The 24,581-nt window shown below is 38.6% G+C and carries 23 protein-coding genes, 2 pseudogenes and 2 other annotated features (1 of these 27 only partly in view); of the genes and pseudogenes, 23 read left to right on the plus strand and 2 right to left on the minus strand.

What is annotated here, in order from left to right; translation table 11 throughout:
* Window positions 1-203: a binding site (T-box leader), on the plus strand; it begins 32 nt to the left of the window's first position.
* Between the two features lie 43 nt (window positions 204-246).
* From ACFFHF_RS03065 to pheA, 23 genes and pseudogenes are all read left to right on the plus strand, one after another.
* The gene (locus ACFFHF_RS03065; RefSeq protein WP_377057587.1) at window positions 247-2,892 is read left to right on the plus strand and encodes a valine--tRNA ligase; all 2,646 of its coding nucleotides are present in this window, start codon (window positions 247-249) and stop codon (window positions 2,890-2,892) included.
* Between the two features lie 60 nt (window positions 2,893-2,952).
* Window positions 2,953-4,263, plus strand: coding sequence for a bifunctional folylpolyglutamate synthase/dihydrofolate synthase (locus ACFFHF_RS03070; RefSeq protein ID WP_160549790.1), 1,311 nt, complete (start codon window positions 2,953-2,955; stop codon window positions 4,261-4,263).
* An 85-nt stretch (window positions 4,264-4,348) separates the two neighbouring features.
* Window positions 4,349-6,064 (plus strand): sensor domain-containing diguanylate cyclase, encoded by a 1,716-nt coding sequence (locus tag ACFFHF_RS03075; protein WP_340904778.1) that lies wholly within the window; start codon window positions 4,349-4,351, stop codon window positions 6,062-6,064.
* A 131-nt stretch (window positions 6,065-6,195) separates the two neighbouring features.
* Window positions 6,196-7,278: a hypothetical protein gene (locus ACFFHF_RS03080; RefSeq protein ID WP_160547623.1), complete on the plus strand. Its 1,083-nt coding sequence runs from the start codon at window positions 6,196-6,198 to the stop codon at window positions 7,276-7,278.
* 193 nt (window positions 7,279-7,471) lie between these two features.
* Window positions 7,472-8,029, plus strand: a complete 558-nt coding sequence (locus tag ACFFHF_RS03085) for a Maf family protein (RefSeq protein ID WP_340904775.1) — start codon at window positions 7,472-7,474, stop codon at window positions 8,027-8,029.
* Between the two features lie 45 nt (window positions 8,030-8,074).
* Window positions 8,075-8,623 (plus strand): annotated as a pseudogene (gene radC / locus ACFFHF_RS03090) (RadC family protein); the annotation flags it as partial.
* 511 nt (window positions 8,624-9,134) lie between these two features.
* Window positions 9,135-10,364 carry a hypothetical protein gene (locus tag ACFFHF_RS03095; RefSeq protein WP_160547626.1) on the plus strand — a complete coding sequence of 410 codons (1,230 nt, stop codon included), beginning with the start codon at window positions 9,135-9,137 and terminating at the stop codon, window positions 10,362-10,364.
* Window positions 10,365-10,468: 104 nt separating this feature from the next.
* A pseudogene (locus ACFFHF_RS03100) lies at window positions 10,469-10,609 on the plus strand (JAB domain-containing protein); the annotation flags it as partial.
* Window positions 10,610-10,786: 177 nt separating this feature from the next.
* Window positions 10,787-11,809 (plus strand): rod shape-determining protein, encoded by a 1,023-nt coding sequence (locus ACFFHF_RS03105; RefSeq protein ID WP_160547628.1) that lies wholly within the window; start codon window positions 10,787-10,789, stop codon window positions 11,807-11,809.
* Between the two features lie 78 nt (window positions 11,810-11,887).
* On the plus strand, window positions 11,888-12,769 hold the full coding sequence (mreC, locus tag ACFFHF_RS03110) for a rod shape-determining protein MreC (protein ID WP_160547629.1): 882 nt from the start codon (window positions 11,888-11,890) through the stop codon (window positions 12,767-12,769).
* Window positions 12,766-13,284, plus strand: coding sequence for a rod shape-determining protein MreD (gene mreD / locus ACFFHF_RS03115; RefSeq protein ID WP_340904771.1), 519 nt, complete (start codon window positions 12,766-12,768; stop codon window positions 13,282-13,284). Before mreC ends, mreD begins: the two co-directional genes overlap by 4 nt.
* A gap of 142 nt (window positions 13,285-13,426) precedes the next feature.
* Window positions 13,427-14,107, plus strand: coding sequence for a septum site-determining protein MinC (gene minC, locus ACFFHF_RS03120; protein WP_160547630.1), 681 nt, complete (start codon window positions 13,427-13,429; stop codon window positions 14,105-14,107).
* Window position 14,108: 1 nt separating this feature from the next.
* The gene (gene minD / locus ACFFHF_RS03125) at window positions 14,109-14,912 is read left to right on the plus strand and encodes a septum site-determining protein MinD (RefSeq protein ID WP_119709270.1); all 804 of its coding nucleotides are present in this window, start codon (window positions 14,109-14,111) and stop codon (window positions 14,910-14,912) included.
* Window positions 14,913-15,036: 124 nt separating this feature from the next.
* Window positions 15,037-15,813: a peptidoglycan DD-metalloendopeptidase family protein gene (locus ACFFHF_RS03130; RefSeq protein WP_160547631.1), complete on the plus strand. Its 777-nt coding sequence runs from the start codon at window positions 15,037-15,039 to the stop codon at window positions 15,811-15,813.
* Complete coding sequence (locus ACFFHF_RS03135; protein ID WP_160547632.1) at window positions 15,806-16,672, plus strand: M50 family metallopeptidase; 867 nt, start codon at window positions 15,806-15,808, stop codon at window positions 16,670-16,672. The genes ACFFHF_RS03130 and ACFFHF_RS03135 overlap by 8 nt, the downstream gene beginning before the upstream one ends.
* 42 nt (window positions 16,673-16,714) lie before the next feature.
* Complete coding sequence (locus ACFFHF_RS03140; RefSeq protein WP_160547633.1) at window positions 16,715-18,163, plus strand: Rne/Rng family ribonuclease; 1,449 nt, start codon at window positions 16,715-16,717, stop codon at window positions 18,161-18,163.
* Between the two features lie 69 nt (window positions 18,164-18,232).
* Window positions 18,233-18,310, plus strand: a sequence feature (ribosomal protein L21 leader region).
* Between the two features lie 13 nt (window positions 18,311-18,323).
* On the plus strand, window positions 18,324-18,632 hold the full coding sequence (rplU, locus tag ACFFHF_RS03145; protein ID WP_160547634.1) for a 50S ribosomal protein L21: 309 nt from the start codon (window positions 18,324-18,326) through the stop codon (window positions 18,630-18,632).
* A gap of 11 nt (window positions 18,633-18,643) precedes the next feature.
* Window positions 18,644-18,976 (plus strand): ribosomal-processing cysteine protease Prp, encoded by a 333-nt coding sequence (locus tag ACFFHF_RS03150; protein WP_160547635.1) that lies wholly within the window; start codon window positions 18,644-18,646, stop codon window positions 18,974-18,976.
* 13 nt (window positions 18,977-18,989) lie between these two features.
* Window positions 18,990-19,280 (plus strand): 50S ribosomal protein L27, encoded by a 291-nt coding sequence (gene rpmA, locus ACFFHF_RS03155; protein ID WP_160547636.1) that lies wholly within the window; start codon window positions 18,990-18,992, stop codon window positions 19,278-19,280.
* 135 nt (window positions 19,281-19,415) lie between these two features.
* Entirely contained in the window at window positions 19,416-19,961 is a 546-nt protein-coding gene (locus ACFFHF_RS03160) for a Spo0B C-terminal domain-containing protein (protein ID WP_160547637.1), read from the plus strand.
* Window positions 19,962-20,051: 90 nt separating this feature from the next.
* Entirely contained in the window at window positions 20,052-21,344 is a 1,293-nt protein-coding gene (gene obgE, locus ACFFHF_RS03165; protein WP_160547638.1) for a GTPase ObgE, read from the plus strand.
* Window positions 21,345-21,377: 33 nt separating this feature from the next.
* Window positions 21,378-21,836, plus strand: a complete 459-nt coding sequence (gene thrR, locus ACFFHF_RS03170) for a transcriptional regulator ThrR (protein ID WP_160547639.1) — start codon at window positions 21,378-21,380, stop codon at window positions 21,834-21,836.
* A gap of 100 nt (window positions 21,837-21,936) precedes the next feature.
* Entirely contained in the window at window positions 21,937-22,791 is an 855-nt protein-coding gene (gene pheA / locus ACFFHF_RS03175; protein ID WP_160547640.1) for a prephenate dehydratase, read from the plus strand.
* Between the two features lie 48 nt (window positions 22,792-22,839).
* On the opposite strand, the gene ACFFHF_RS03180 is transcribed toward pheA, so the two are convergent.
* Window positions 22,840-23,379: a transcription repressor NadR gene (locus ACFFHF_RS03180; RefSeq protein ID WP_160547641.1), complete on the minus strand. Its 540-nt coding sequence runs from the start codon at window positions 23,377-23,379 to the stop codon at window positions 22,840-22,842.
* Window positions 23,380-23,411: 32 nt separating this feature from the next.
* Complete coding sequence (locus ACFFHF_RS03185) at window positions 23,412-24,569, minus strand: IscS subfamily cysteine desulfurase (protein WP_160547642.1); 1,158 nt, start codon at window positions 24,567-24,569, stop codon at window positions 23,412-23,414.
* Window positions 24,570-24,581 lie beyond the last annotated feature (12 nt).

Raw genomic sequence — 24,581 nt, forward strand, 5'->3', positions numbered from 1 at the left:
TACTCGCTTAAAGAGAGGAAAACTCGTGTCTGAAAAGTTTTCTAAGCGCTCCAATTGAAGGTCGCCCTTGAGCATCTTTTACGAACAGTTATGCTTTGTAGTGAAAGACGGGAAGTCCGTTATCTATTTTAAGAGCCAATCATGGTTTATTTATTGATTGGAAAAAAGGTGGTACCGCGAAGCAAACTCCATTCGTCCTTTTAGACGATTGGAGTTTTTTTTGTATTAGCTTAGGAGGGAACATAAATGGAAACAAATGAATTAACCATGCCAACCAAATACGACCCAAATACGATTGAACGTGGTCGATACGAATGGTGGCTAAAGGGAGAATACTTTCAAGCGCTTAATGACCAAAAGAAAGAGCCATATACAATTGTTATTCCACCACCAAATGTAACCGGAAAGTTACATTTAGGGCATGCTTGGGATACCACTTTGCAGGATATTCTTACGAGAATGAAACGTATGCAAGGGTATGATGTATTGTGGTTACCAGGAATGGATCATGCGGGTATTGCCACACAAGCAAAGGTGGAAGAAAAGCTTCGTGCAGAAGGAAAGAGCCGATATGATCTTGGTCGTGAGACTTTTGTGGAAGAAACTTGGAAATGGAAAGAAGAGTATGCGAGTCATATTCGTGAGCAGTGGTCAAAGCTAGGTCTCGGTCTAGACTACAGTAGAGAGCGTTTTACGCTAGATGAAGGATTATCGAAAGCAGTAAGAGAGGTTTTCGTTTCATTATATAAAAAGGGACTTATCTATCGTGGAGAGTATATCATCAACTGGGATCCAGCTACGAAAACGGCACTTTCTGATATTGAAGTTATTTATAAGGATGTTCAAGGTGCTTTCTATCATATGAAGTATCCATTAAGTGATGGCTCAGGATTCATCGAAGTAGCAACTACGAGACCAGAAACCATGCTTGGAGACACAGCAGTTGCTGTACACCCTGAGGATGATAGATATAAGGACTTGATTGGAAAAACAGTTATATTGCCAATTGTTGGCCGTGAAATACCAATCGTTGGTGACGACTATGTAGATATGGAATTTGGTTCAGGAGCAGTTAAAATAACCCCGGCACATGACCCGAATGACTTTGAAATCGGAAATAGACATCATCTTGAACGTGTGCTTGTAATGAACGAAGACGGTACGATGAATGGAAATGCCGGTAAATATCAAGGGTTAGATCGATTTGAGTGTCGTAAGCAAATCGTTAAAGACCTACAAGCAGATGACGTATTATTCAAAATTGAAGAGCATATGCACTCGGTTGGGCACTCAGAAAGAAGTGGTGCAGTAGTTGAACCATATTTATCAACACAGTGGTTTGTTAAAATGCAACCTCTAGCTGATGAAGCAATTGCTCTACAAAAGAAAGATGAAAAAGTGAATTTTGTTCCTGACCGATTTGAGAACACGTACCTTCGCTGGATGGAAAATATTCGTGACTGGTGTATTTCTCGTCAGCTTTGGTGGGGCCACCGTATTCCAGCGTGGTATCACAAACAAACTGGAGAGGTACATGTTGATCATGAGCCTCCTGCAGATATTGAAAACTGGGAACAGGATAAGGATGTATTAGATACATGGTTTAGTTCTGCTCTTTGGCCGTTTTCGACGATGGGCTGGCCAGATATCGAATCAAGTGATTATAAGCGTTACTATCCAACCGATTGTCTTGTAACTGGTTACGATATCATCTTTTTCTGGGTTTCAAGAATGATCTTCCAAGGCTTGGAATTCACAGGACAACGTCCATTTAAAGATGTTCTTATCCACGGACTTGTTCGAGATGCTGAAGGGCGCAAAATGAGTAAGTCACTTGGCAACGGTGTTGATCCGATGGAAGTAATTGATAAGTATGGCGCAGATTCATTACGTTATTTCTTATCAACAGGAAGCTCTCCGGGACAAGATTTACGTTATAGCACGGAAAAGGTAGAAGCTACTTGGAACTTTGCTAATAAAATCTGGAATGCCTCACGCTTCGCATTAATGAATATGGACGGATTAACGTATGAACAAATTGACTTGAGTGATGAAAAGTCTGTAGCAGATAAATGGATTTTGACAAGATTAAATGAAACCATTGAAACGGTAACAAGACTATCCGATCGATATGAGTTTGGTGAAGTTGGTCGTGTGCTATACAATTTCATTTGGGATGACTTCTGTGATTGGTATATTGAAATGGCAAAGCTTCCACTTTATGGTGAGGATGAAGCGGCAAAGTTAACAACAAGATCTATATTAGCTTACGTACTTGATCAAACGATGAGACTTCTACACCCATTCATGCCTTTTATTACAGAGGAAATTTGGCAGAACCTTCCTCATAAAGGAGAGTCAATTACGGTTGCGACATGGCCTGTAGTAAACGAGGAGTTAACTGATCATCAAGCTGCTTCCGATATGAAGCTATTGGTTGAGATTATCCGTTCTGTTCGAAATATCCGTGCAGAAGTAAATACTCCTTTAAGCAAAAAGATCAACATGATTGTAAAAGGTAAAGATGACAATATCTCTGCTGTGTTAGAAAAGAACCGTGCGTATATTGAACGTTTCTGTAATCCGGAAGAATTAGTCATTGGAACGGTAGTTGATGAGCCAGAGAAGGCGATGACAGCTGTTGTAACAGGAGCAGAAATTATTCTTCCGCTAGCTGGGCTGCTAAATATAGAGGAAGAAATTGCTCGACTAGGAAAGGAATACGCTAAGCTCACCCAGGAGGTTGAACGTGTTCAAAAGAAACTCAGCAATGAAGGCTTTGTAAAGAAGGCACCTGAAAAAGTAATTAATGAAGAGCGTGCAAAAGAGAAAGACTACATGGAAAAACGAGCGCTAGTAGAAGCGCGTTTAAATGAATTAAAAGGACTGTAATGTTAGTAGGACGAATCTACAATAGATTCGTCCTCACTCTATTATGAAAGGTGAATCATCATGTTTTTGACTTATGAAGAAGCAGTGGCATGGATTCATGCTAGATTAAGGCTCGGAATCAAGCCGGGGCTTTCAAGGATGGAATGGATGATGGACAGGCTTGGTCATCCAGAGAAACATTTTCACTCCGTACATATTGGGGGGACGAACGGAAAAGGTTCGACCGTTACTTTTTTAAGATCCATTTTAGAAGAGCAGGGTTATTCGGTTGGCACTTTTACTTCACCGTATTTTGAGCAATTTAATGAACGAATTAGTGTGAATGGTAAGCCTATATCCAATGATGATATTGTACGTTTAGTCAATGTTATAAAACCTTTAAGTGATGAACTTGAGCAAACGGAACTTGGGGGACCAACGGAGTTTGAGGTTATAACTGCTATGTCGCTCGTATTTTTTGGTCAGTTAAGCTCTGTTGATATCGTGCTATATGAAGTTGGCCTCGGTGGACGGTTTGACTCAACAAACATAATAAACCCTCTTCTGTCCATTATTACAAGTATTGGTCTTGACCATACTGCCATCTTAGGTGATACGCATGAGAAAATCGCCTTTGAAAAAGCGGGAATTATTAAATCCGGTGTTCCCATCATTACAGCTGTTCATCAATCGGAAGCGTTACAAGTAATAAAAAAGAAGGCTTCAGTAGAGAATGCAGATTGTTTTGTATTAGGGGAAGAGTTTCTTGTTTTAAATCATCAATCAATAGCAAATGGTGAAGAGTTTGATTGGAAGATGGGTGATCAAAACTGGTCTTGTATTCAAATATCGATGATAGGTAAACATCAAATCGAAAATGCGTCTTTAGCGATTATGGCCGCTCATCTATTAAATGATAAAAGCCAATTTGTTATTGACTCCACGTCCATTAGGAAGGGCATCAAAAAAGCCTATTGGCCAGGGAGATTTGAAGTGATAAATAACTACCCGACGGTTATTATTGATGGAGCTCATAACGAAGAGGGAATTCACACATTGGTCCGTGAAGTGAAAAAACGCTACCATGATAAGGAAATTCACATCGTTTTTGCCGCATTAAGAGATAAAAAACTAGATGGAATGATTCAAGAGCTTGATGCTATCGCCTCACAAATCACTTTCGTATCCTTTGATTTTCCACGCGCAGCAACTAGTAAGGAACTCTATTCGATTAGTTTGTCTGAAAATAAAACTGAAAATATGAATTGGGAGACAAGTATTGAAGAGCAATTAGTCCATCTGAGGGAAAACCAAGTACTTATCATTACAGGTTCTCTATACTTTTTAGCAGAGGTAAAACCAAAATTACTAAAACTACTAGAAACGATGTAATATAAATCTATGACAAATATCTGAATCTTTGATAAACTTAACATAAAGTAAGTCTTTTCGCCCATTAATAAAGGAGGGGGAGGAAATGGAACCAAAAGCAAAAAAAATCATATGGATATTATGGCTATCAATTGTTCCAATTGGGTTTTATTTAGCATATTCCTTTTTCCCACCATTTATAAGTGGGGTGGATTTTGATTTATTTGCCTTTTTTTTGTTAATCTCTTTCGTTGCATCCGTTCCGATGGTCGTAAATAATACGCCTATTTTTCTTATTCAATGGGTTTCATTGGCGGTGTTTTTAACTTTTGGTTTATTTTATGAAATGATTCTTGTGCAATTGGGGATCATTGTCCTATTAATTAAACTTCGTGTTACCAAACAGCAATTATATCGCTTTCCCCTTAATTCACTTATGTTTTTTGTTTGTTCGGTTCTCAGTGGAATGATTTATTATGCATTAGGTGGCGTACACGGCCTTACTTTGGTAGAGAATCCGAAGCTTTTACTGATAGCAATCATTTACGCTGTCGTAAATTATGCTCTCAATCAGTTGATTCTATCTGGTATTAGATATGCCTTGTTTAAGCAAAAACAGCAGTACTTTGGTAAGGATTTTATTTGGGAGACGATTACATCTATTCTTACTTTGCCTATAGGGCTCGTTCTCTACACGTTATATATCGAGGTTGGCGTTGTGGCTCTATTATTTGTTGGAGTGCCGTTTGCTAGTCTTTCAATCATATTAAACCTCTACTACTCCACTGAAAAGGTGAATAGTTATCTCCAAAAAGCGGCTGAGATTGGGCATGAGCTTGCGGAAAGACTTGATGTGGATGGGGTGCTGAAACTTTTTTTACAAAAATTAAAGACCCTTCTTCCAGTGGATGAAGCATATGTGTTGGATAAAGAGAATGGTCAATTGCATATTATTCGGATGGAAAGTAATCATGGTGAATTCCGAACCTTCGAAACCATGAAACCTTTAAAAAAAGAGGAAGGAATTGGTGGGAAGGTTTGGGCAGATAAAAATGCCCTTATTTTCTCGAGCAGCAAAGAGTGGAAACCTATATCAAAGGAACCTTTATCCTCTGATATGGAAAGTGTACTTTGCGTTCCGATTGTTAAAAGCAACGAAGTAGTTGGGGTTTTATTGCTAGCTTCATCTGAAAAAAGGGCATACGAAAAGTCCCAGCTTATGATTCTTGAAATTTTATGCTCTTACTTAGCTGTAGCTGTGGAGAATGCGAGACATTATGAGAAGACAAAAGAAATAAGTGAGCGATGCGCACTTACCAATCTATACAACTATCGATACTTAGATAATGAGCTGCAAGCAGAGTACAAGAAGTTGATGGCTGCTGAAAGGAAGAAAATCTCTCTCATTTTATTAGATATCGACCATTTTAAGTCAGTAAACGACACATATGGTCACCAAAGTGGAAATGAAATATTAAGAGAATTAGCTACTCGATTAGAGAATTTGGTTGGAAAAAAGGGAACAGTTGCGAGATATGGTGGAGAGGAATTTACAATTCTATTACCTGATGTTGATAAGCAAGAGGCATTCAAGCTAGCTGAGATTGTACGATTAACCATTGCTAATTGGCCATTTACCCTCGAACAACATATTTCGGAGAATAATAAAAAATTGCTAGTAAACATTACAGCATCTATTGGAGTAGCTACATCCCCAGATGATGCAGACGATCCTCAATCATTAATACGACACGCGGACCGTGCGTTATATGTAGGAGCAAAGCGCGCGGGGAGAAATAGAGTAGCTCAATACGTAAAATAAAATAGAAATCACAAAAATAACCAAGAAATTTGGCGAAATCATTCCATGACAAGACGACAAAAGTCTTGTTATTTTTTTTGTACTCTATGATAGGATGAAACAAGCACTCATCTTCGAAGGAGGCAAATGTAGTGGAAAACCAGAAAAAAAATACTATCACGATAAAAATTGATGGTAAATCAAGAACGTATCAAGAGAATAAGCAGAAATCAAAACCAGAAAAAATGACTTCTAGTAAAACTTTTGTCGAAGATGATGGTCGAAAACTAGAATTCGATAGACGGCCAGTAGAAAAGCCAAGTATTAAGGAACCGAATTATGAAGAAGTAGCAGCGGCTTCTGCTGAAAAGGATGAGGAAGACTTTGACTGGATCCTACCAGACACAAGTGAGGAACCAGAACTAGAGGAGTACAAGATTGCTAGCTATACAAGCAAACCAACTAAGGGAAAGAGCGTGATCAAATCCCTTAAGAAAAATAAAAATAATCTCTCTCCTTCTATTTTCTTTGCCCTCTTTTTTGCCGTTATCATAGGGATGAGCTTTGGATTTATCCTCTTGAGACTTGTCATTACTGACCAGACCCTTGGAGGACAAGAAGTAGTTACGACGGTTCCCCCTACTGAACAACAAAGCGAACAGGCGAATGTAGTCAGTTATACATTACCGGTTGTTTCTACTTTTGTTGTCCAAGAAAGTGCTTATTCTTCAGTTGAAGCAGCAAATGAAGACAAGAAAGTTCTAGATCAAAAAGGAATTCCCACATCAGTCGTGACAACTGATAGAAGTTATCTTCTAGTTGGCATTAGTGTTACGAAGGAAAGTGGTAAAGCAATTGGTGAGCGTTTAACGGAAAAAGGCATTGATATTTATGTAAAAGAAATACAAGTCGGTGGCATTCAACTAAACGAGATCACCAGTATGGAGCAAAAGCTACTTGAGCAGGCATCACAATTATATGCACCACTAGTGACAATTAGTACAAGTCTTACGCTGGAACAAACCATTCCTGAAGAAGCTTCAACCAATGTCACACAAATGAAAGTCGAGTGGGATAAGATTAATAATAAGGATCTTAAAAGTGAAAGAATGATTCAGATCAAAGAAGAATTAGACAAAGCTATTACTATTGCTTTAAACCCATCAAAAGAAAAGAGCACGGAGCTTCAGGAGCATTTATTAAGCTTTTTGTCCTTATACCAATCAGAAAAATAAAAATATCGACATTTTCGGATATTTTCCGGGAAATGGCGAGAAAATAGCAGAGTCTTGTCAATCCATTGACAAGCTCTGTTTTTTTATATTTTTTTAGAAAAAATGTCCATTTAAAAAATGACTGACTTCCTATTTTTTGTTACGATATAAAGGTATCTCCCCAATGATCCAAATTAAAAGGTAAGGTGATCTTATGCAAAACCTCATTTTAGCCTCTTCCTCTCCTCGACGAAAGGAACTGTTATCCATTCTTCAAATCCCGTTTGAGGTAAAAGCAAGTGATGTGGATGAAACCTTTCATTCCGAACTTGCACCACATGAAGTAGTAATTAATTTAGCAGACCGTAAGGCAAAGCATGTGTCAAAAAATCATTCTTCATCAATTGTCATTGGTGCAGACACGATTGTTGTTGCAGATGGTGAAGTTTTAGGAAAGCCTAAAACTCCAACCGAAGCTTTTGAGATGTTAAGGAAATTATCTGGAACCACACATTCTGTTTATACAGGAGTAGCGATTGTATCAGCTGCTCGTACCACGACTTTTTATGAACAGACTGATGTAACATTCTGGGAGTTATCTGACGAAGAAATTCACTCCTATATAAGTACTGGAGAACCGTTCGATAAGGCAGGTAGCTACGGTATACAGGGATTCGGTAGCACATTAGTGAAACGAATTGCAGGTGATTATTTTACGGTCGTAGGATTACCGGTAGCACGCCTTGTCCGCGAATTAAAACCTTTTAGGTGATGAAGGTTCGACGTCGACCTCCCATAAAATATTAGGAGGTACGAAATGCGAACAGAAACACTAATGATTAAGGATTATCCCCATGAAGAACGTCCCCGGGAGCGCTTTGTTCAAAGTGGTCCTGAAAGCCTTTCAAACCATGAACTACTTGCTCTTCTTTTGAGAACGGGAACAAAAGAAGAGTCCGTTCTTCAATTGGCTAATCGATTATTAAATCATTTTGAAGGACTTAGGCTCCTAAAAGAAGCAACCTTAGATGAAATGACCCAGATAAAGGGGATAGGTATGGCAAAAGCTGTTCAAGTACTTGCTGCCGTAGAAATAGGGAGGCGAATAACAAACTTGAATTATGATGATCGGTATGTCATTCGTTCACCTGAGGATGGTGCTAAGTATGTGATGCAGGATATGAGATTCCTTAGTCAAGAACATTTTGTTTGTCTCTATCTTAATACCAAAAATCAAGTCCTCCACAAAAAAACTGTCTTTATTGGGAGCTTAAATGCTTCCATCGTTCATCCTCGCGAGGTGTACAAGGAAGCATTAAAACGTTCAGCGGCTTCTGTAATTTGTGCACATAATCACCCATCAGGAGTGCGCCTGTAAGGTGCCGCATAATAGCATTCTAAAAGAATTAGAACTCCTTACATGGTTCTATGGTCAGCATCTTACCTGAAAGGGAAACCTGTAAAGGGAAAAAAGCATGATGTGAAAAGGGAAAGAGACGATTAGCTATCATATCGAGTCAGTTTCTCAGACCAAGTGGTGTATGGTAAAGGCTAGACTGCTTGAATCCTAGACGGAGGAGCGAAGGGTACGCCGTTACTTATGATAGCTAAAAGGTAACGAGGACAATATCGGAGAAGTTCTCCTGACTTTTTATGATTGTAAGGATTGTCCTTCTATACTCAGGTAAAGAGTAAAACGTCAAAAGGGGTACCTAACCATCACGCTCTATTATGCTGCATAATTCAGGGATTGCCTAAGTGCAACTAAGGTTGTATAAGGTAACGGAGTCACCATATTACTCAACGTTTGCCTGTAATGGGCTTAGCAAGGGGAAGGGTGACAGGCTACTATTCGTCCATTGAAAGGTGTCATGAACATGGCAATTAATCCATTTCAACAATTAGACGTTTTGAAAAAGGCTTTACAAAAAGGGAAACAAATTACTGATTGCTATCGTCTTATGTATAAGAGTGATTTATGGATAAAGGCTCATAAACAATTATATGATTTGAAAACTTTAAATGAAGTTCATATACAAGAAGTGGATGAAATCATTTTAAAACTTAAAAAGGGAACGTTTCGATTCGAAAATCATAGGGATAGGTTGCAGCCTCCCTCTTATAGAGAGTTAATGGTCCTCGAGGTGATTAAGGTCATTCTTACAACCATATTTAAAGAAACTCACCTTAATAAGGATGTTCTGAATCAATCTCTCAAAGAGGTAAAAAGAAATTGGAATGACCAAACCTGGTTGATTTATGGGGGTATAAATCAAAAGAAGACTTCTGTTTGGTACCATCTACTCCTGAAAAATATTGAAAATAAGGTGAGTGACCGACGTTTCTTACTCCTCCTTCATCATGCAATATTCTCCGGGATAATCGATAAAACTACTTCAAATAAAGGTGCAACTCTCATATCAATTCTTTACTCTATTTATTTTCAAGAAGTGGATTTATTTTTGAGGTTGAAGTTGAATAAAGTAAAAAAGGCAAATACTAGCATAGGAACGTTCAAGTATATACAAGAGGTTGACCATTTCTTGATGACATTTAAGGGATCTAAAGACGAGGCAGTTCATGCTTTTAATGAGATTCAACTATTTTTCAGCTCAAAACTTTTATACGCAAACAAAGAATATTCCCTTTACCTTTCCAATCTTGAGAAACCGGTTTTAGTATGTGGTTATGAGATGAAAAGGTGTAAACAGACTAACACTCTTCTTTTCAAAATACCTGACGTTACACTAAAGAGACTGTCCAAAAAATATGGAGAGATTGAAGGCTTTCTTCCTATGCCTCGCCCAGGATTGATCAACCTCTCTGAACGAAAAATCATGCGGGTCTACCATGCCGAATTAAGCAAGTTCGTTTTGGATTATCGAGGAGCAAATAATTGGCATGACTTTTCGAAACTATTCTCATTAGCTAGAGGCAGTTATATTAGGACAATAGCAATGAAAAGAAAGTGCTCCATTAACAAAGTTAGTCTTGAAATGAAATCATATAAACAAGGAGATCTTTGTATAAAAGTGAAAGCAGAAGGAGAAGTAGAAAGTTTATATCCATTTATTAAATTATCTGAGTTTTCCTTTTTGAGATATTAAGCCTTGTAGCTGGCGAGCCGTATACGCTAAAAGGTGTACGTACGGTTCTGCGGGAGGAGAGAAGAAACCGTAGCTACTTGGATGGCGCTTTTCTCCTACCCTACGATCCTACTCCTAGCAAGGAGGATATTGAGGTTACGAAAAGACTAGCGGAATGTGGAAAAATATTAGGTATTGAGATTCTTGATCATTTAATTATTGGGGAAAATAAATTTGTTAGTTTAAAGGAAAAAGGCTATTTATGACACTATGAATTTATTTGACGATGCGATATAATAAGCTTTATGATTTTTTTGCAATGAAATTACTAAGATGAATTCATAATAAATAGTTTTGACTAGAAAAAGTGAAATTCCATATTGGACAAACCATTAGACGGATGACTTTATTCGTACGATTTGGATGAGAAAGGGAGATACTTCATGTTTGGAATAGGAACAAGAGATCTTGGAATTGATTTAGGAACAGCAAATACGCTTGTGTATGTAAAGGGAAAAGGGATTGTTGTAAGAGAACCTTCTGTTGTTGCACTACAAACAGATACAAAACATATTGTAGCTGTAGGGAACGATGCGAAAAATATGATTGGTCGAACACCTGGTAATGTGGTAGCTCTTAGACCAATGAAAGACGGAGTTATTGCTGATTATGAAACAACTGCAACGATGATGAAATATTACATAAATTCGGCAAACAAAAGCAAGGGCTTCTTTTCAGGCAAACCTTATGTAATGGTATGTGTACCATCAGGGATAACGGCTGTTGAACAAAGAGCAGTAATAGATGCAACTCGTCAAGCGGGTGCTAGGGATGCATACCCAATAGAAGAACCATTTGCTGCTGCAATCGGAGCAAATCTTCCTGTATGGGAGCCTACTGGCAGCATGGTTGTCGATATCGGCGGAGGGACAACTGAAGTGGCCATTATCTCATTAGGGGGCATCGTGACAAGTCAATCCATTCGCATTGCTGGGGATGAGATGGATGATGCCATTATTAATTATATTCGAAAAACGTACAATCTTTTGATCGGTGATCGTACAGCAGAAACGATTAAAGTGGAAATTGGAAGTGCGGGTGACCCAGAAGGAATTGAAAATATGGAAATACGCGGTCGTGATTTGTTAACGGGACTACCGAAAACGATTGAAATTAGAGCAGAGGAAATCTCGAAGGCGCTTCATGATACAGTATATGCAATCGTCGATGCAGTTAAGCTGACATTGGAAAAAACTCCACCAGAGCTTGCTGCAGATATTATGGATCGTGGGATTGTCCTTACAGGTGGAGGTGCGCTCCTTCGCAATTTAGACCGAGTAATTAGTGAAGAAACAAATATGCCAGTCCTCATTGCTGAAAACCCACTAGATTGTGTGGCAATAGGTACAGGAAAAGCTCTAGATCATATTCATCTTTTTAAAAATAAAGCTTCAGAAACACGATAAGCAATCTAACCTTCCCTCACTCCTTAAGGAGTGAGGGAATACCCCTGTGTGGGAATATTTTCACTTGAGGTGTAAGAAATGCCACAATTTTTATCAAATAAACGCCTTATCATTTTATTAGTTAGCATCATCATTCTCGTGGCATTAATCGGTTTTTCTATAAGAGAGCGAGAGAAGTTAACATGGCCTGAACAATTTATTAAAGATACGACAGGATGGGTACAATCAGCCTTTTCGCGTCCTACCAATTATGTAGCAGGTTTCTTTGAGAATGTAAGAGATTTGCAAAATACATATGAAGAGAACAAGGAATTAAAAGCTCGATTAGACGAGTTAGTGCAACTTGAGGTAGATGTTCAAACGCTAGCAAAAGAGAATAAAGAACTACGCGAGATTCTTGATAATAAGGAAGATTTAAGTGCGTTTGATCCTGTCCAAGCAATCGTTGTTGGTAGAAACCCTGAAAGATGGCATGAACTACTTGTTATTAATAAGGGGAAACAAGACGGTATCCAACAAAATATGGCGGTTATTACTGCAAATGGGCTAATTGGAAAAGTAAAAAGCACGAGTCAGTTCACTTCGACCATTCAGCTATTAAGTGCAAATGATCCAACCAATCGAATTTCTGCAAAAATTATAGGTGAAACAGAAACATACGGGACTATTGAAGGTTATGATGAGGAAAGGAAGCTCCTAAAACTAAAGAGACTACCGTATGATGCAAAAATAGAGAAAGACCAAATTGTTACTACTTCAGGACTAGGAGGAGTATTTCCACAAAACTTGCCAGTTGGAAAAGTAGTTGAAGTCGTTCCAGATGAATTTGGTTTAAATCAAACTGCTTACGTGGAGCCAGGTGCTGACTTTTATGATATCCGTCATGTTATGGTTGTCACTGTGAAAACACAAGCACCTGACTTAAGTGATATTACTAGCGAAGAGGAGGAGGAATTGTGAAAAAACTCCTTCTTCCTATTTTTGTGTTATTTTTTTTCATACTAGAGAGTCTGTTTGTTGAACTTTTTTCTCCGCAGCTTTTTAATAGTGATCGCATCATCGTCCCTCATTTTCTTTTAGTAGTTCTTTTGTTTTTAACCGTTTACGGTGGAAAGAAACAAGGGATTCTGTATGCGGCTATTTTTGGGCTGCTCTTTGATATTGTTTATACAGAAGTAATTGGGATTTATTTCTTTTTGTACCCACTTATTGCTTATTTTGTTTCAAAGACGATGCAGCTTATACATAATCATCTCGTTGTAGTTTCATTAACATCTATGGTGGGAATTATCCTACTAGAGCTTGGTGTGTATGAGTTAAACTATTTATTAAAAGTAACCGAAATGGCATTTCAAACTTTCTTACAGGAGAGGCTTTATCCGACCTTAATACTAAATTTAGTGTTTACGATTTTGGTTTCCTTTCCTCTTAAACGACAGTTTGATAAGTATGCAGAGGAACTTAGAAATGAATAAAAAATCAGTTCTATTTAAAAAGGATTTCTGGGGCTTAAGGTCGAAATAATATAAAGATATATGTTAGTTTATTTCGTTGAGCTTTTATACTTAGGTTTTTTTACATCGAGGGATGCTTTTCTATTGAGGTGACCAACTTAACATGAAGAAGACACAAAATGTGCTAATTAAAGGAACAAAGGATGGATTAACGTTACACTTAGATGATCTTTGCTCCTATGAAGAATTAAAAAAGGAATTAGATTCCAAATTAACCGAAAATTCTTTAGCTAACAAGGATCGACCTTTAATATCCGTACGAGTTCAAGTAGGTAACCGATACTTGACAGAAGAACAGCAAGAAGAAATTAAAAATTTAATACGCCAAAAAAAGAATTTAGTTGTTGAATTAATTCAATCAAATGTAATGACAAGGGAAGAGGCTGATCTAGCAATAGCGGCAAATGAGATCATCCCAGTAGCGAGAGTTATTCGTTCAGGTCAAGTACTAGAAACACCAGGTGATTTGCTTTTGGTGGGAGATGTAAATCCTGGTGGAACGGTTCGAGCCGGTGGGAATATCTTTATTATAGGAGCATTAAAGGGAATTGCTCACGCAGGATGCTTTGGAAATTCAAAGGCAGTCGTTGTTGCCTCAGTAATGAATCCTTCACAAATTAGAATAAGTCATTGCATTAACCGTGCTCCTGATTATGGAACAGACAAGGAGAGACGGGAGATGGAATGTGCCTATATTGATGAAAATGATCAAATTGTTATTGATAGATTGCAAGTATTATCTCAGCTAAGACCAAACTTAACGAAGCTGAAAGGGGGACGCTAAAATGGGACAAGCCATTGTTGTAACTTCAGGAAAAGGTGGAGTAGGGAAAACGACTACTTCTGCAAATATTGGTACTGCACTAGCCTTACAAGGGAAGCGTGTCTGCCTTGTTGATACAGATATTGGATTGAGAAACTTAGACGTTGTGATGGGACTTGAAAACCGAATTATTTACGATTTAGTTGACGTCGTGGAAGGTCGCTGTAAGATTCATCAAGCGTTAGTTAAAGATAAGAGATTTGATGATCTACTTTACCTGCTTCCAGCAGCACAAACTAGTGATAAAACGGCAGTTCAGCCTGAACAAATGAAAACATTGATTAACAATTTGAAGCAGGACTATGATTATATTATTATTGACTGTCCGGCGGGAATTGAGCAAGGTTACAAAAATGCAGTTGCAGGTGCGGATAAAGCTATTGTTGTAACTACACCTGAGGTTTCAGCTGTTCGGGATGCGGACAGAATCATCGGACTACTGGAAAAGGAAGAAAATGTGGAGGCGCCAAAGCTCGTGATTAATCGTATACGCAGCCATATGATGAAAAATGGAGATATGCTTGATGTAGACGAAATCACCGCACACCTATCTATTGATTTAATTGGAATAGTGGCAGATGATGACGAAGTGATTAAAGCGTCTAATCATGGTGAACCAATCGCACTTAATCCTAATTCAAAAGCATCAATTGCTTATCGAAATATTGCACGCCGAATACTAGGCGAATCCATACCTCTCCAACAGCTTGATGATAGTGATAAGGGTGTATTTACTAAAATTAAAAAGTTTTTTGGTGTTAAGTAAAACCGAGATTTTTCTCGGTTTTTATTTTTGGTTTCTTTGTCCTTGTAATTGAATTGTCTTGTCATAGGTTTGTCCTTTTGCACATAAACTTGTACAAAACATAAAAAGGATTGGTGGGGAAACCATGAGGGCTAGACCGGATGAGATTCGTAAACGTATTGCAAAGCGAAAAAGGGAAAGGGACAGGCTTACACAGACCGTGGCTCATTCAAGACTGTTGCTGCCAGAAACGGAAGAAACACACGGATATGATCGGATTCCCACATATGAAAGTGGGAAAGAAGAAGAGCTTCATCCACTTTTTAAAAAGGAAGTATTTATCTTTAAAATATTAGCGTCAACTATTTTGGTGTTCTTAATCGCGATTATTTTTAGAAACAATGACGCTAGATTTGAGAGTGTTAGAGAATTTGTATCGATAAACATGGAGAAGGATTTTCAATTTACGACAGTAGCAAACTGGTACGAAGAGCAGTTTGGAAAGCCTCTTGCACTCTTACCGTTTACAAATAAAGAAACGGAAGAAGTGCAAGAGGAATCACAGCCATATGCTCTATCGGCATCAGGGAAGATTCTAGAGGAATTTGACGAAGACGGACAAAAGGTAACCATTGAAACACCTAAAGGTGCAGCCGTTTCCGCGATGAGTGGTGGAATGGTTGAATTTGCCGGTGTAAAAGAGGGATTCGGTAAGACGGTTATTGTTCAGCACGGTGATAAGAGTGAGACTTGGTATGGGAATCTTGATGACATTTCGGTTAATCTTTATGAATATATCGAGAAAGGGAAAGAAATTGGAACAGCCAGGGATAGTGGGGATGGGGAAAAAGGTTCGTTTTACTTTGCCTTAAAAGAAGGTAATGAATTTATAGACCCTTTCCAGGTGATTCAGGTTGAATAAAATAATGGAGCTTTTTTCAAAAATTTATATTCATCCACTTTTGTGGGTAGTTGTGGCTTTGTCTGTAGTGACAGGTCATTTTTATGAACTTCTTCTCCTCTTAATCATTATCTTTACACATGAGTTAGGCCATGGGGTAGCTGCTTCCTATTTTTCATGGAGAATTAAAAAAATCACGTTGCTTCCATTCGGTGGGGTTGCAGAGATGGATGAACACGGAAACAGACCGCTTAGAGAAGAAGCGATCGTTGTATTGTCTGGACCTGTACAACATATATGGCTTGTTGCTGTTGCTTATTTACTTCATCAAGTGGGATTTGTAAATGACCATTTGTTCTCCATGTTTCTACAGTATAATCTGATGATATTTTTATTTAATTTACTACCTATATGGCCATTAGACGGTGGGAAGTTCGTTTTTTTATGGCTTTCTATCAAGAAGCCATTTCCAAAGGCATTTAAACAAACACTTCTTCTTTCTTTCATTGCTTTAGGATTATTTAGTGCGGTCATTTTAGTGACAGAGCCTTTAAATCTTAATGTTTGGATTATCATCTCGTTTCTTTTGTTTTCATTGTATTATGAATGGAAGCAAAGAAGGTATGTGTTTGTTCGATTTCTACTGGAACGCTATTACGGGAAAAAGGACACGTTTGGAACACTCATTCCATTAAACGTGGAAGAGGACGAGTTGGTTATTCATGTACTTGAAAGATTTCAAAGAGGCTGTAAGCATCCGATTATCATTAAGAATGATGCACAGGAGAAAAGATTGTTAGATGAAAACGAAGTGTTACATGCTTACTTTGCTGATAAACTTTTGATGGCAAGAATGAAGGATTTGCTTTATCAATATTGAACTATGATAATAAAGGTGATGTTTTGATAAAGTGAGGAATAGATGTTGGATAAGATCATTGTGAATTATTTAGGTAGAGAAAAACGCTATGCGATACTCAAGGATCAAAAAGTTGAGAAGCTGTATATTGAACAACCAAAGCAGCAGTCGCTCGTTGGGAATATATATGTTGGTACAGTAACGAAAGTCATGCCAGGGTTACATGCTGCTTTTGTTGATATTGGAGAAGAAAAACAAGGGTTCTTACATAGAGACAAGCTCGTTTCATTTTTATCATCAAAAGAGGATAAGACGATAAAAGAGAGCAAAGGGATTAGCTCATTTGTCCACCAAGGGGAGAGACTCCTTGTTCAGGTGGAAAAAGATGCAAGCGGCGATAAAGGACCACGTTTAACAGGTATTGTCGAGCTTAACGGAAAGAACATTGTGTATTTGCCGAATGGCTTTTACGTCGCTGTATCAAGAAAAATAGAAGATCCACAGCAAAGAGAAAGCTGGCGTCAAATAGGGCATGAGCTGAAAGAAGAGCATGAAGGGCTCATTTTTCGTACATCATGTACGGAGGCAAATAGGGAGGAAATTGAAACAGAGCTTCACCAGTTGCGAATTCAATATGGTGAACTCACAAAATCTATAAAAATGGTAAAGAAACCTTTGATTGTTCACGAAAGTGAGCATTTTATTAAGGAGCTAAGAGAAGAACTAAAAAAGTTGGAGTCTGCAGCTATTGTAATTGATGATGCCAGCCTAAAGGAAAAATTATTAGCAGATTTAAATAATCAAGTATGTGATATTATTTATCATCATGACAAACAAAATATATTCTCCGCTTATGGGATTGAAGAATCCGTTGAAAAAGCATTAAGACGAGTCGTCTGGCTGTCAAATGGTGCGTATATAGTCATTGATGAAACGGAAGCTCTTACCATTATTGATGTGAATACGGGAAAGTATTCAGGGAAAAATCATCTTCAAGATACGGTTGTTAAGACGAATGAGCTAGCTGCTGAAGAGATTGCACGTCAATTAAGAATAAGAGACATTGGTGGAATTATTCTAATTGATTTTATTGATATGAAGGATGTAAATGACCAAGAAATAGTGCGGAAGAAGCTGGAAAGAGCTTTGAATAAGGATCATAAACGAACAAAAATGGTTGGATTTACACAGCTAGGTATCATGCAGCTTACTAGAAAAAAAACAAAAGTAGCACTTTCTGAAGGTTTAACAGAAAAATGTAAAGTATGCGATGGGACTGGGAGTGTACTAAGTGCAGAAACGGTCGCCTTCAAGCTGGAACGAGAGCTTTGGGAGCTAAGAGGTACCGATTATGAGTCTGTTACCATTGAAACGACGGAAGCTGTAAAAGATGTGTTTTCTGGCTTGGAAGGAAAACATCTAAAAAGAATGGAAGAATTAATTCAGGCAAACATTCGTTTTATTAACATAGCGAACAATAAACCTTTCTATAAAATAACGAAGCTCATCTAACCGTGAGCTTTTTTATATTGACAATAAGAGAAAAAATATGATAATATCGTTTATGTTATGTTTGTAGCACCCGTGCTACAACCGCGCAGATCAGGTTATAAGTCTTTCTCTAGAAAAGCGCCTGTGATGGCGAGTCTTAGTTTATAAGGAGGTGCAGTTCATGTACGCAATTATTGAAACAGGCGGAAAGCAAGTAAAGGTAGAAGAAGGACAAACTATCTACATTGAAAAGCTAAGCGCTGAAGCAGGCGAAACTGTTACATTTGACAAGGTTTTATTCGTTGGTGGAGAAAGCGTAAAGGTAGGAAGCCCAGTTGTTGAGGGTGCTACTGTTACAGCTAAAGTTGAAAAGCAAGGTCGCGCTAAGAAGATCATTGTTTTCAAGTACAAGGCGAAGAAGAACCAACGCAAAAAGCAAGGTCATCGTCAACCATACACAAAAGTTGTCATTGAAAAAATCAACGCGTAAGGCGGTCTAAGATGATTCAAACGACGATTTATCGTACTGAATCTGGACACATAAAGTCGTTTACATTGAGCGGTCATGCTCTCTTTGCTAACCGAGGGGACGATATCGTCTGTGCCGGTGTCTCTGCCGTTTCATTCGGTGCTATTAACTCAGTTATTGCGTTAACAGGTGTTGAACCCGAAATTGAGCAAGGAGATGGTGGATTTCTCCGCTGTGTGTTTCCTACCAATCTCTCTAAGGACATACAGGAGAAGGTTCAGCTACTGCTAGAAGGCATGGTCGTTTCACTACAAACGATTGAGAGAGATTACGGGAAATATGTAAAAATTACCTTCAAAAAGTAGGAGGTGGACAATAATGTTAAGATTAGATCTTCAGTTTTTCGCTTCTAAAAAGGGAGTAGGTTCTACAAAGAACGGTCGTGATTCACATGCAAAGCGCCTTGGTGCTAAGCGTGCAGATGGTCAATTCGTATCTGGTGGTTCAATCCTTTACCGTCAACGTGGCACTAAGATTTACCCAGGTGTTAACGTTGGTAAGGGTGGAGATGATACTCTATTCGCGAAAGTGGACGGAGTTGTTAAATTCGAACGCCTAGGACGTGACCGTAAGCAAGTGAGCGTATACCCTGTAGCTCAAGAAGCTTAATTCTTTTAGAAAAAACTCTAACCATTAGGTTAGAGTTTTTTTAATCATAAAGCTATTACCAAGGTTTTCTTTTTTGCTATACTAAAAACAAGCAGTTTTCTGACTGATAACGAAATTGGTACAGGAGTGCATGAGATGAATAGAGATTGGACGACGGTTGAGTTGCTGAGTCACTCTCGTCACGATTGGTTAAATAAAGTACAGCTCATAAAAGGTAACTTATCTTTACATAAATACGACAGGGTAAACGAAATCATTCAGGAAATTGTTATTGAGGCACAAAATGAGGCTCGTCTCTCTCAATTACATACACCACAGCTTGCTGCCCTCCTTCTTACCTGCAACTGGAACAACTTCTCTTTTCAGGTAGATTATGAAGTGCTCGAGGCATCTACCGACAACCAAAACATAATTAATGATAGTTTGGCACTGAACTGGATAACCTCTTTTTTTGAGTGTTTACAGCAGACAGTTCAGGAGTTTGCTGAGAATCATCTCTCAATTACAATTGAAAGGCAGCAAAAGGCAGCCTGTTTCTTTTTGGATTTTAGTGGAATAATAAAAAATAGGACAGGTCTTGTAGAATTTTTCGAAAGAAAAGAAACATTAATAGAAGTAATCGTTCATGAATGTTCGGAACAGGAATTTTCGTTACAGGTATTCTTACCATATGAGGAATAATTGGATTATTCGATTCTCGTCATGTGATGACAACTTCTATCAGGCTCATTACTTTAGAGCAACAACATAGGACAGACGGGAGGATATAAGATGTTTGTAGATCAGGTAAAGATTTACGTAAAAGGTGGAGACGGTGGAAACGGAATGGTAGCATTCCGCCGTGAGAAGTATGTACCAAAGGGTGGACCTGCTGGAGGTGACGGTGGGAAAGGTGCAGATGTAGTATTTGTGGTAGAAGAAGGCTTACGAACGTTAATGGATTTTAGATACCAAAGACATTTTAAAGCTCCCCGCGGTGAGCATGGGATGTCCAAAAATCAACATGGAAAAAACTCAAAAGATATGATTGTTAAAGTTCCACCAGGGACTGTCGTAACAGACGCAGAAACAAATGAAATTATTGCAGATTTAGTTGAACATGGACAACGTGCAATTATTGCTAGAGGTGGTCGAGGCGGCCGAGGAAATTCCCGATTCGCTACACCAGCTAATCCAGCACCTGAGTTATCCGAGCATGGTGAGCCAGGACAGGAAAGGGATGTAATTCTTGAACTCAAGCTTCTTGCTGATGTTGGATTGGTTGGCTTCCCTAGTGTTGGAAAGTCTACGTTATTGTCTGTCGTTTCTTCTGCCAAACCGAAAATTGCTGAGTATCATTTTACAACAATTGTTCCAAATCTTGGAATGGTCGAGACAGAGGATGGAAGAAGCTTTGTAATGGCTGATTTGCCAGGACTAATTGAAGGCGCTCACTCCGGTGTAGGACTTGGTCATCAGTTTTTGCGACATATTGAAAGAACAAGGGTCATCGTTCATGTAATTGATATGGCTGCAACAGAAGGAAGAGATCCTTATGAGGATTACGTAACGATCAATAAGGAGCTACAGGAATATAATTTACGATTAACTGAAAGACCACAAATCATCGTTGCCAATAAAATGGATATGCCAGATGCTGAGGAGAACTTAAAATCCTTTAAAGAAAAATTAACAGATGAATATCCGATCTTCCCTATATCAGCGATTACGCGACAGGGACTTAGAGATTTACTTTTTGCGGTTGCTGATAAAATTGAACAAACTCCTGAATTTCCACTTCATGAGGAAGAGCTTGAGAGTACAGGAATACACCGCGTGCTTTACAAACATGAAGCGGAGCAGACAGAGTTTGTTATTACGAGAGATCCAGATGGAAGCTTTGTGGTTTCAGGACATGCAGTGGAAAGATTGTTTAAGATGACGGACTTCTCTAGAGACGAGTCGATTAAACGTTTTGCTCGCCAGCTTCGTGGCATGGGAGTCGATGAAGCGTTAAGAGAAAGAGGAGCAAAAAATGGTGATACAGTAAGACTTATGGATTATGAATTCGAATTTTTAGATTAGTATATCGCAGCGCTTTACCTGGGGGTGGGGAAAATGAGAGAAGAAGATATATTAGACAAGAAGTTTTACTTAGTACGTGAAGATGTGCTGCCGGAAGCGATGAAAAAAACACTCGATGCAAAGGAAATGATTGAACGAGGGAAAGTTGAGTCTGTGTGGGATGCTGTTCAAAAAGTTGACTTGAGCCGCAGTGCCTTTTACAAATATAGAGATACAGTCTTTCCTTTCCATACGGTTGTAAAAGAACGGTTAATTACCTTGTTTTTTCATCTTGAAGATCGTTCGGGTACTCTTTCACAGCTGCTTGGTGTGGTAGCATCATCGGGTTGTAATGTATTGACTATCCACCAGACAATCCCACTTCAAGGTAGAGCCAACGTAACACTATCTTTAAATACGACGGATATGGCTATTGAAATTGAAGAACTGCTTGCACGATTACGCAGGATGGAATTTGTAGAGAAGGTTGAAGTACTAGGGTCAGGAGCATAATTGCTTCCGCCCTGTTTTTCATTTTGTATACATATTTTGTTTAAAGTGATAAAGTGATTAAAAGAGAGATATGGATTGTGGTAATAAAGGAGAGAGAATATTGAAAGTAGCATTTTTAGGACCAAGAGCCACGTTTACTGATTTAGTGACAAGAGAAATGTTTCCTCATGAGGAGCGAATTCCTTATGCCACAATTCCGGATTGCTTAGATGCAGTAATGGAAGAAGAGGTTGACGTTACGGTTGTTCCGCTTGAAAATACACTAGAAGGATCAGTAAATATTACATTGGATTATTTAATTCATGAAATAAATTTACCGATAATTGCTGAGGTGACAACTCCTGTAAAGCAGCATTTACTTGTACATCCATCTGTGAAAGAGAGATGGCAGGAGGTCACTAAAGTATTAAGCCATCCTCATGCGATTGCTCAATGTCATAAGTTCCTTCATGGATCATTAAAAGGTGTACCTTGCGAGAATGCAACGAGCACAGCTGCTGCAGCGAAGTATATTATCGAACATCCGGATGAAACCGTAGCGGCTATTGCTAATCAGCTAGCTGCTAAAGAATATGGACTAGCGATTGCAAAAGATAATATACACGACTATGACTTTAATCATACAAGATTTATCGTACTATCAAAGAAAAACATCCCACTTCAACCAAGCACCATTGAAGTCAAAGGTTATAAAACGACTGTAATGGTTACATTGCCTACGGACCGATCAGGTGCCCTACATCAAGTGCTATCTGCTTTTGCATGGAGAAAATTAAATTTATCAAAAATTGAGTCACGTCCAATGAAGACGGGACTGGGAAATTACTTTTTTATCATTGATATTGAGGAAAAAATGGACGAGGTTCTCATTCCAGGTGCGATTGCCGAACTAGAAGCGCTCGGTTGTAGTGTATCGGTGCTTGGTAGCTATCCGTATTTTCATGAAATAAGATAAGAAATGCAGAACCGTAACCCCTAGTTGCTAACGGGCAACTAGGGGTTTTTATTTTCGATCAATAAGAAAACCTGCTTTGTCCAGTGCTTCTTCGACTTGATCAAGGATATGCTCAGATGGTGCGGAGATGGTGTGAATATGAATGCCTCCTGTTAACTCTGAGAGGTAGGAAGATTTGGTTGATTGCATCTTCTCTAAAAATTGCTTTACTTCTCTACGATTTGACACCATGATCGATGCTGTCAAATCTCCGTATATATGATGTTCAATTCTTACGTCTCTGACAGTAACTCCATGATCAACAAGCAAATTTAATTCTTCTTCTGTCTGCTCAGGTGGGTGTGAACAGGCAATGGTTCGATAAATCGGTGCATCATTCGCTTGATTGGAGAGATATAAATAGCCCTGGCTTGTTGCCATAATTGGCTCTCCTTTGGCCTTTAAAAGCGTTATGTCTCCAACAATTACTTGTCTGCTAACATTCGTTCTTGTTGAGAGTTCTCCTCCTGTTATCGGTGCAGCACTTGATTTTAGCCATTCAAGAATGAGCTCACGACGGTTTTCTCCTAATATCTTTTTCTCATTCATTTTAAACGTCTCCCTTATTGTTAACACTACAATTATTTTACCATACTTGTTATTTGATTATCACGCTGTGGCGCTTCCTGGATGATTGAAATCATTGTTCGTGCCAACCCTTTGACATCTGCTTCCGTTGTATGAACCCCAAATGATATACGAATGAACTCTTTTGCCGACTTATCATTAATACCTAGAGCTAGCATGGTTTTAGAAGGGGAAGTTCGTCCCACTTGGCAGGCACTTCCAGTAGAGATTGCGTATCCTTTGCGGTTAGCCTCTAGCATCACCCATTGGCCTTCAAGTCTTTTTATTCTGAGACCTAGTATGGATGCTAACTGAGCATTTGCATGGCCATGAACAATGATCTCATCTCTTACGTCCATTAGTTGGGTGAGAAATTGTTCGCGTAAAGATTTTATGTGTTCATCATTGTGATTCATGTTTCTTACTTGTTTATTAGCAGCTGTAACCATGCTAACAATTGCAGGAATATTCACTGTTCCTGGTCTCATTCCACGCTCATGTGATGTGTTTGGATAAAATGAATCAAATGGAATGGATGGTGAAATATATAAAGCACCTATTCCTTTGGGTCCATATATTTTATGACCTGAGATCGCAAGGCTATCTACGAATGGAGAAATCGCTTCTACATCCAACTTCCCGAAGGATTGTACACAGTCACTGTGTAGAAGAATTCCATTTTCCTTACAAAGCGTTCCAATTTCATTTAGTGGCTGTATCGTCCCAATTTCAGAATTTACATGTTGTATACAAGCAAGGACGGTATCATCACGAATAGCGGACTGAAACTGCTGTACATCAATCATTCCATTTTCCATTAAGGGCAATTCAGTAACCTCATAGCCTTTTAACATTTTTAAGGATGAATGGATAGAGGAGTGTTCAGCAATATTCGTGATAATATGCTTTCCCTTTTTTGATGATTGAGATAAAAGAGATTGAACCGCAAGAAAATTCCCTTCAGAACCTCCGCTGGTAAAATAAACTCCTTCACTCTTTACACCTAGTAATCTTGCAATCTCCTCCCTGCAGCCTTCAAGTAAGGTGGATGCACGACTCCCTATATCATGTAGGCTTTGAGAATTTCCATAATACTCAGTTGATGCTTTAACAAATGCTGAGGCAGCTTCAGGGTCCAGTGGACAAGTAGCAGCATAATCAAAATATTTCATTGTTCTCCTCCA

This window comes from Robertmurraya beringensis (assembly GCF_042433785.1).
In the GTDB taxonomy this organism is placed as follows: domain Bacteria; phylum Bacillota; class Bacilli; order Bacillales; family Cytobacillaceae; genus Robertmurraya_A; species Robertmurraya_A beringensis.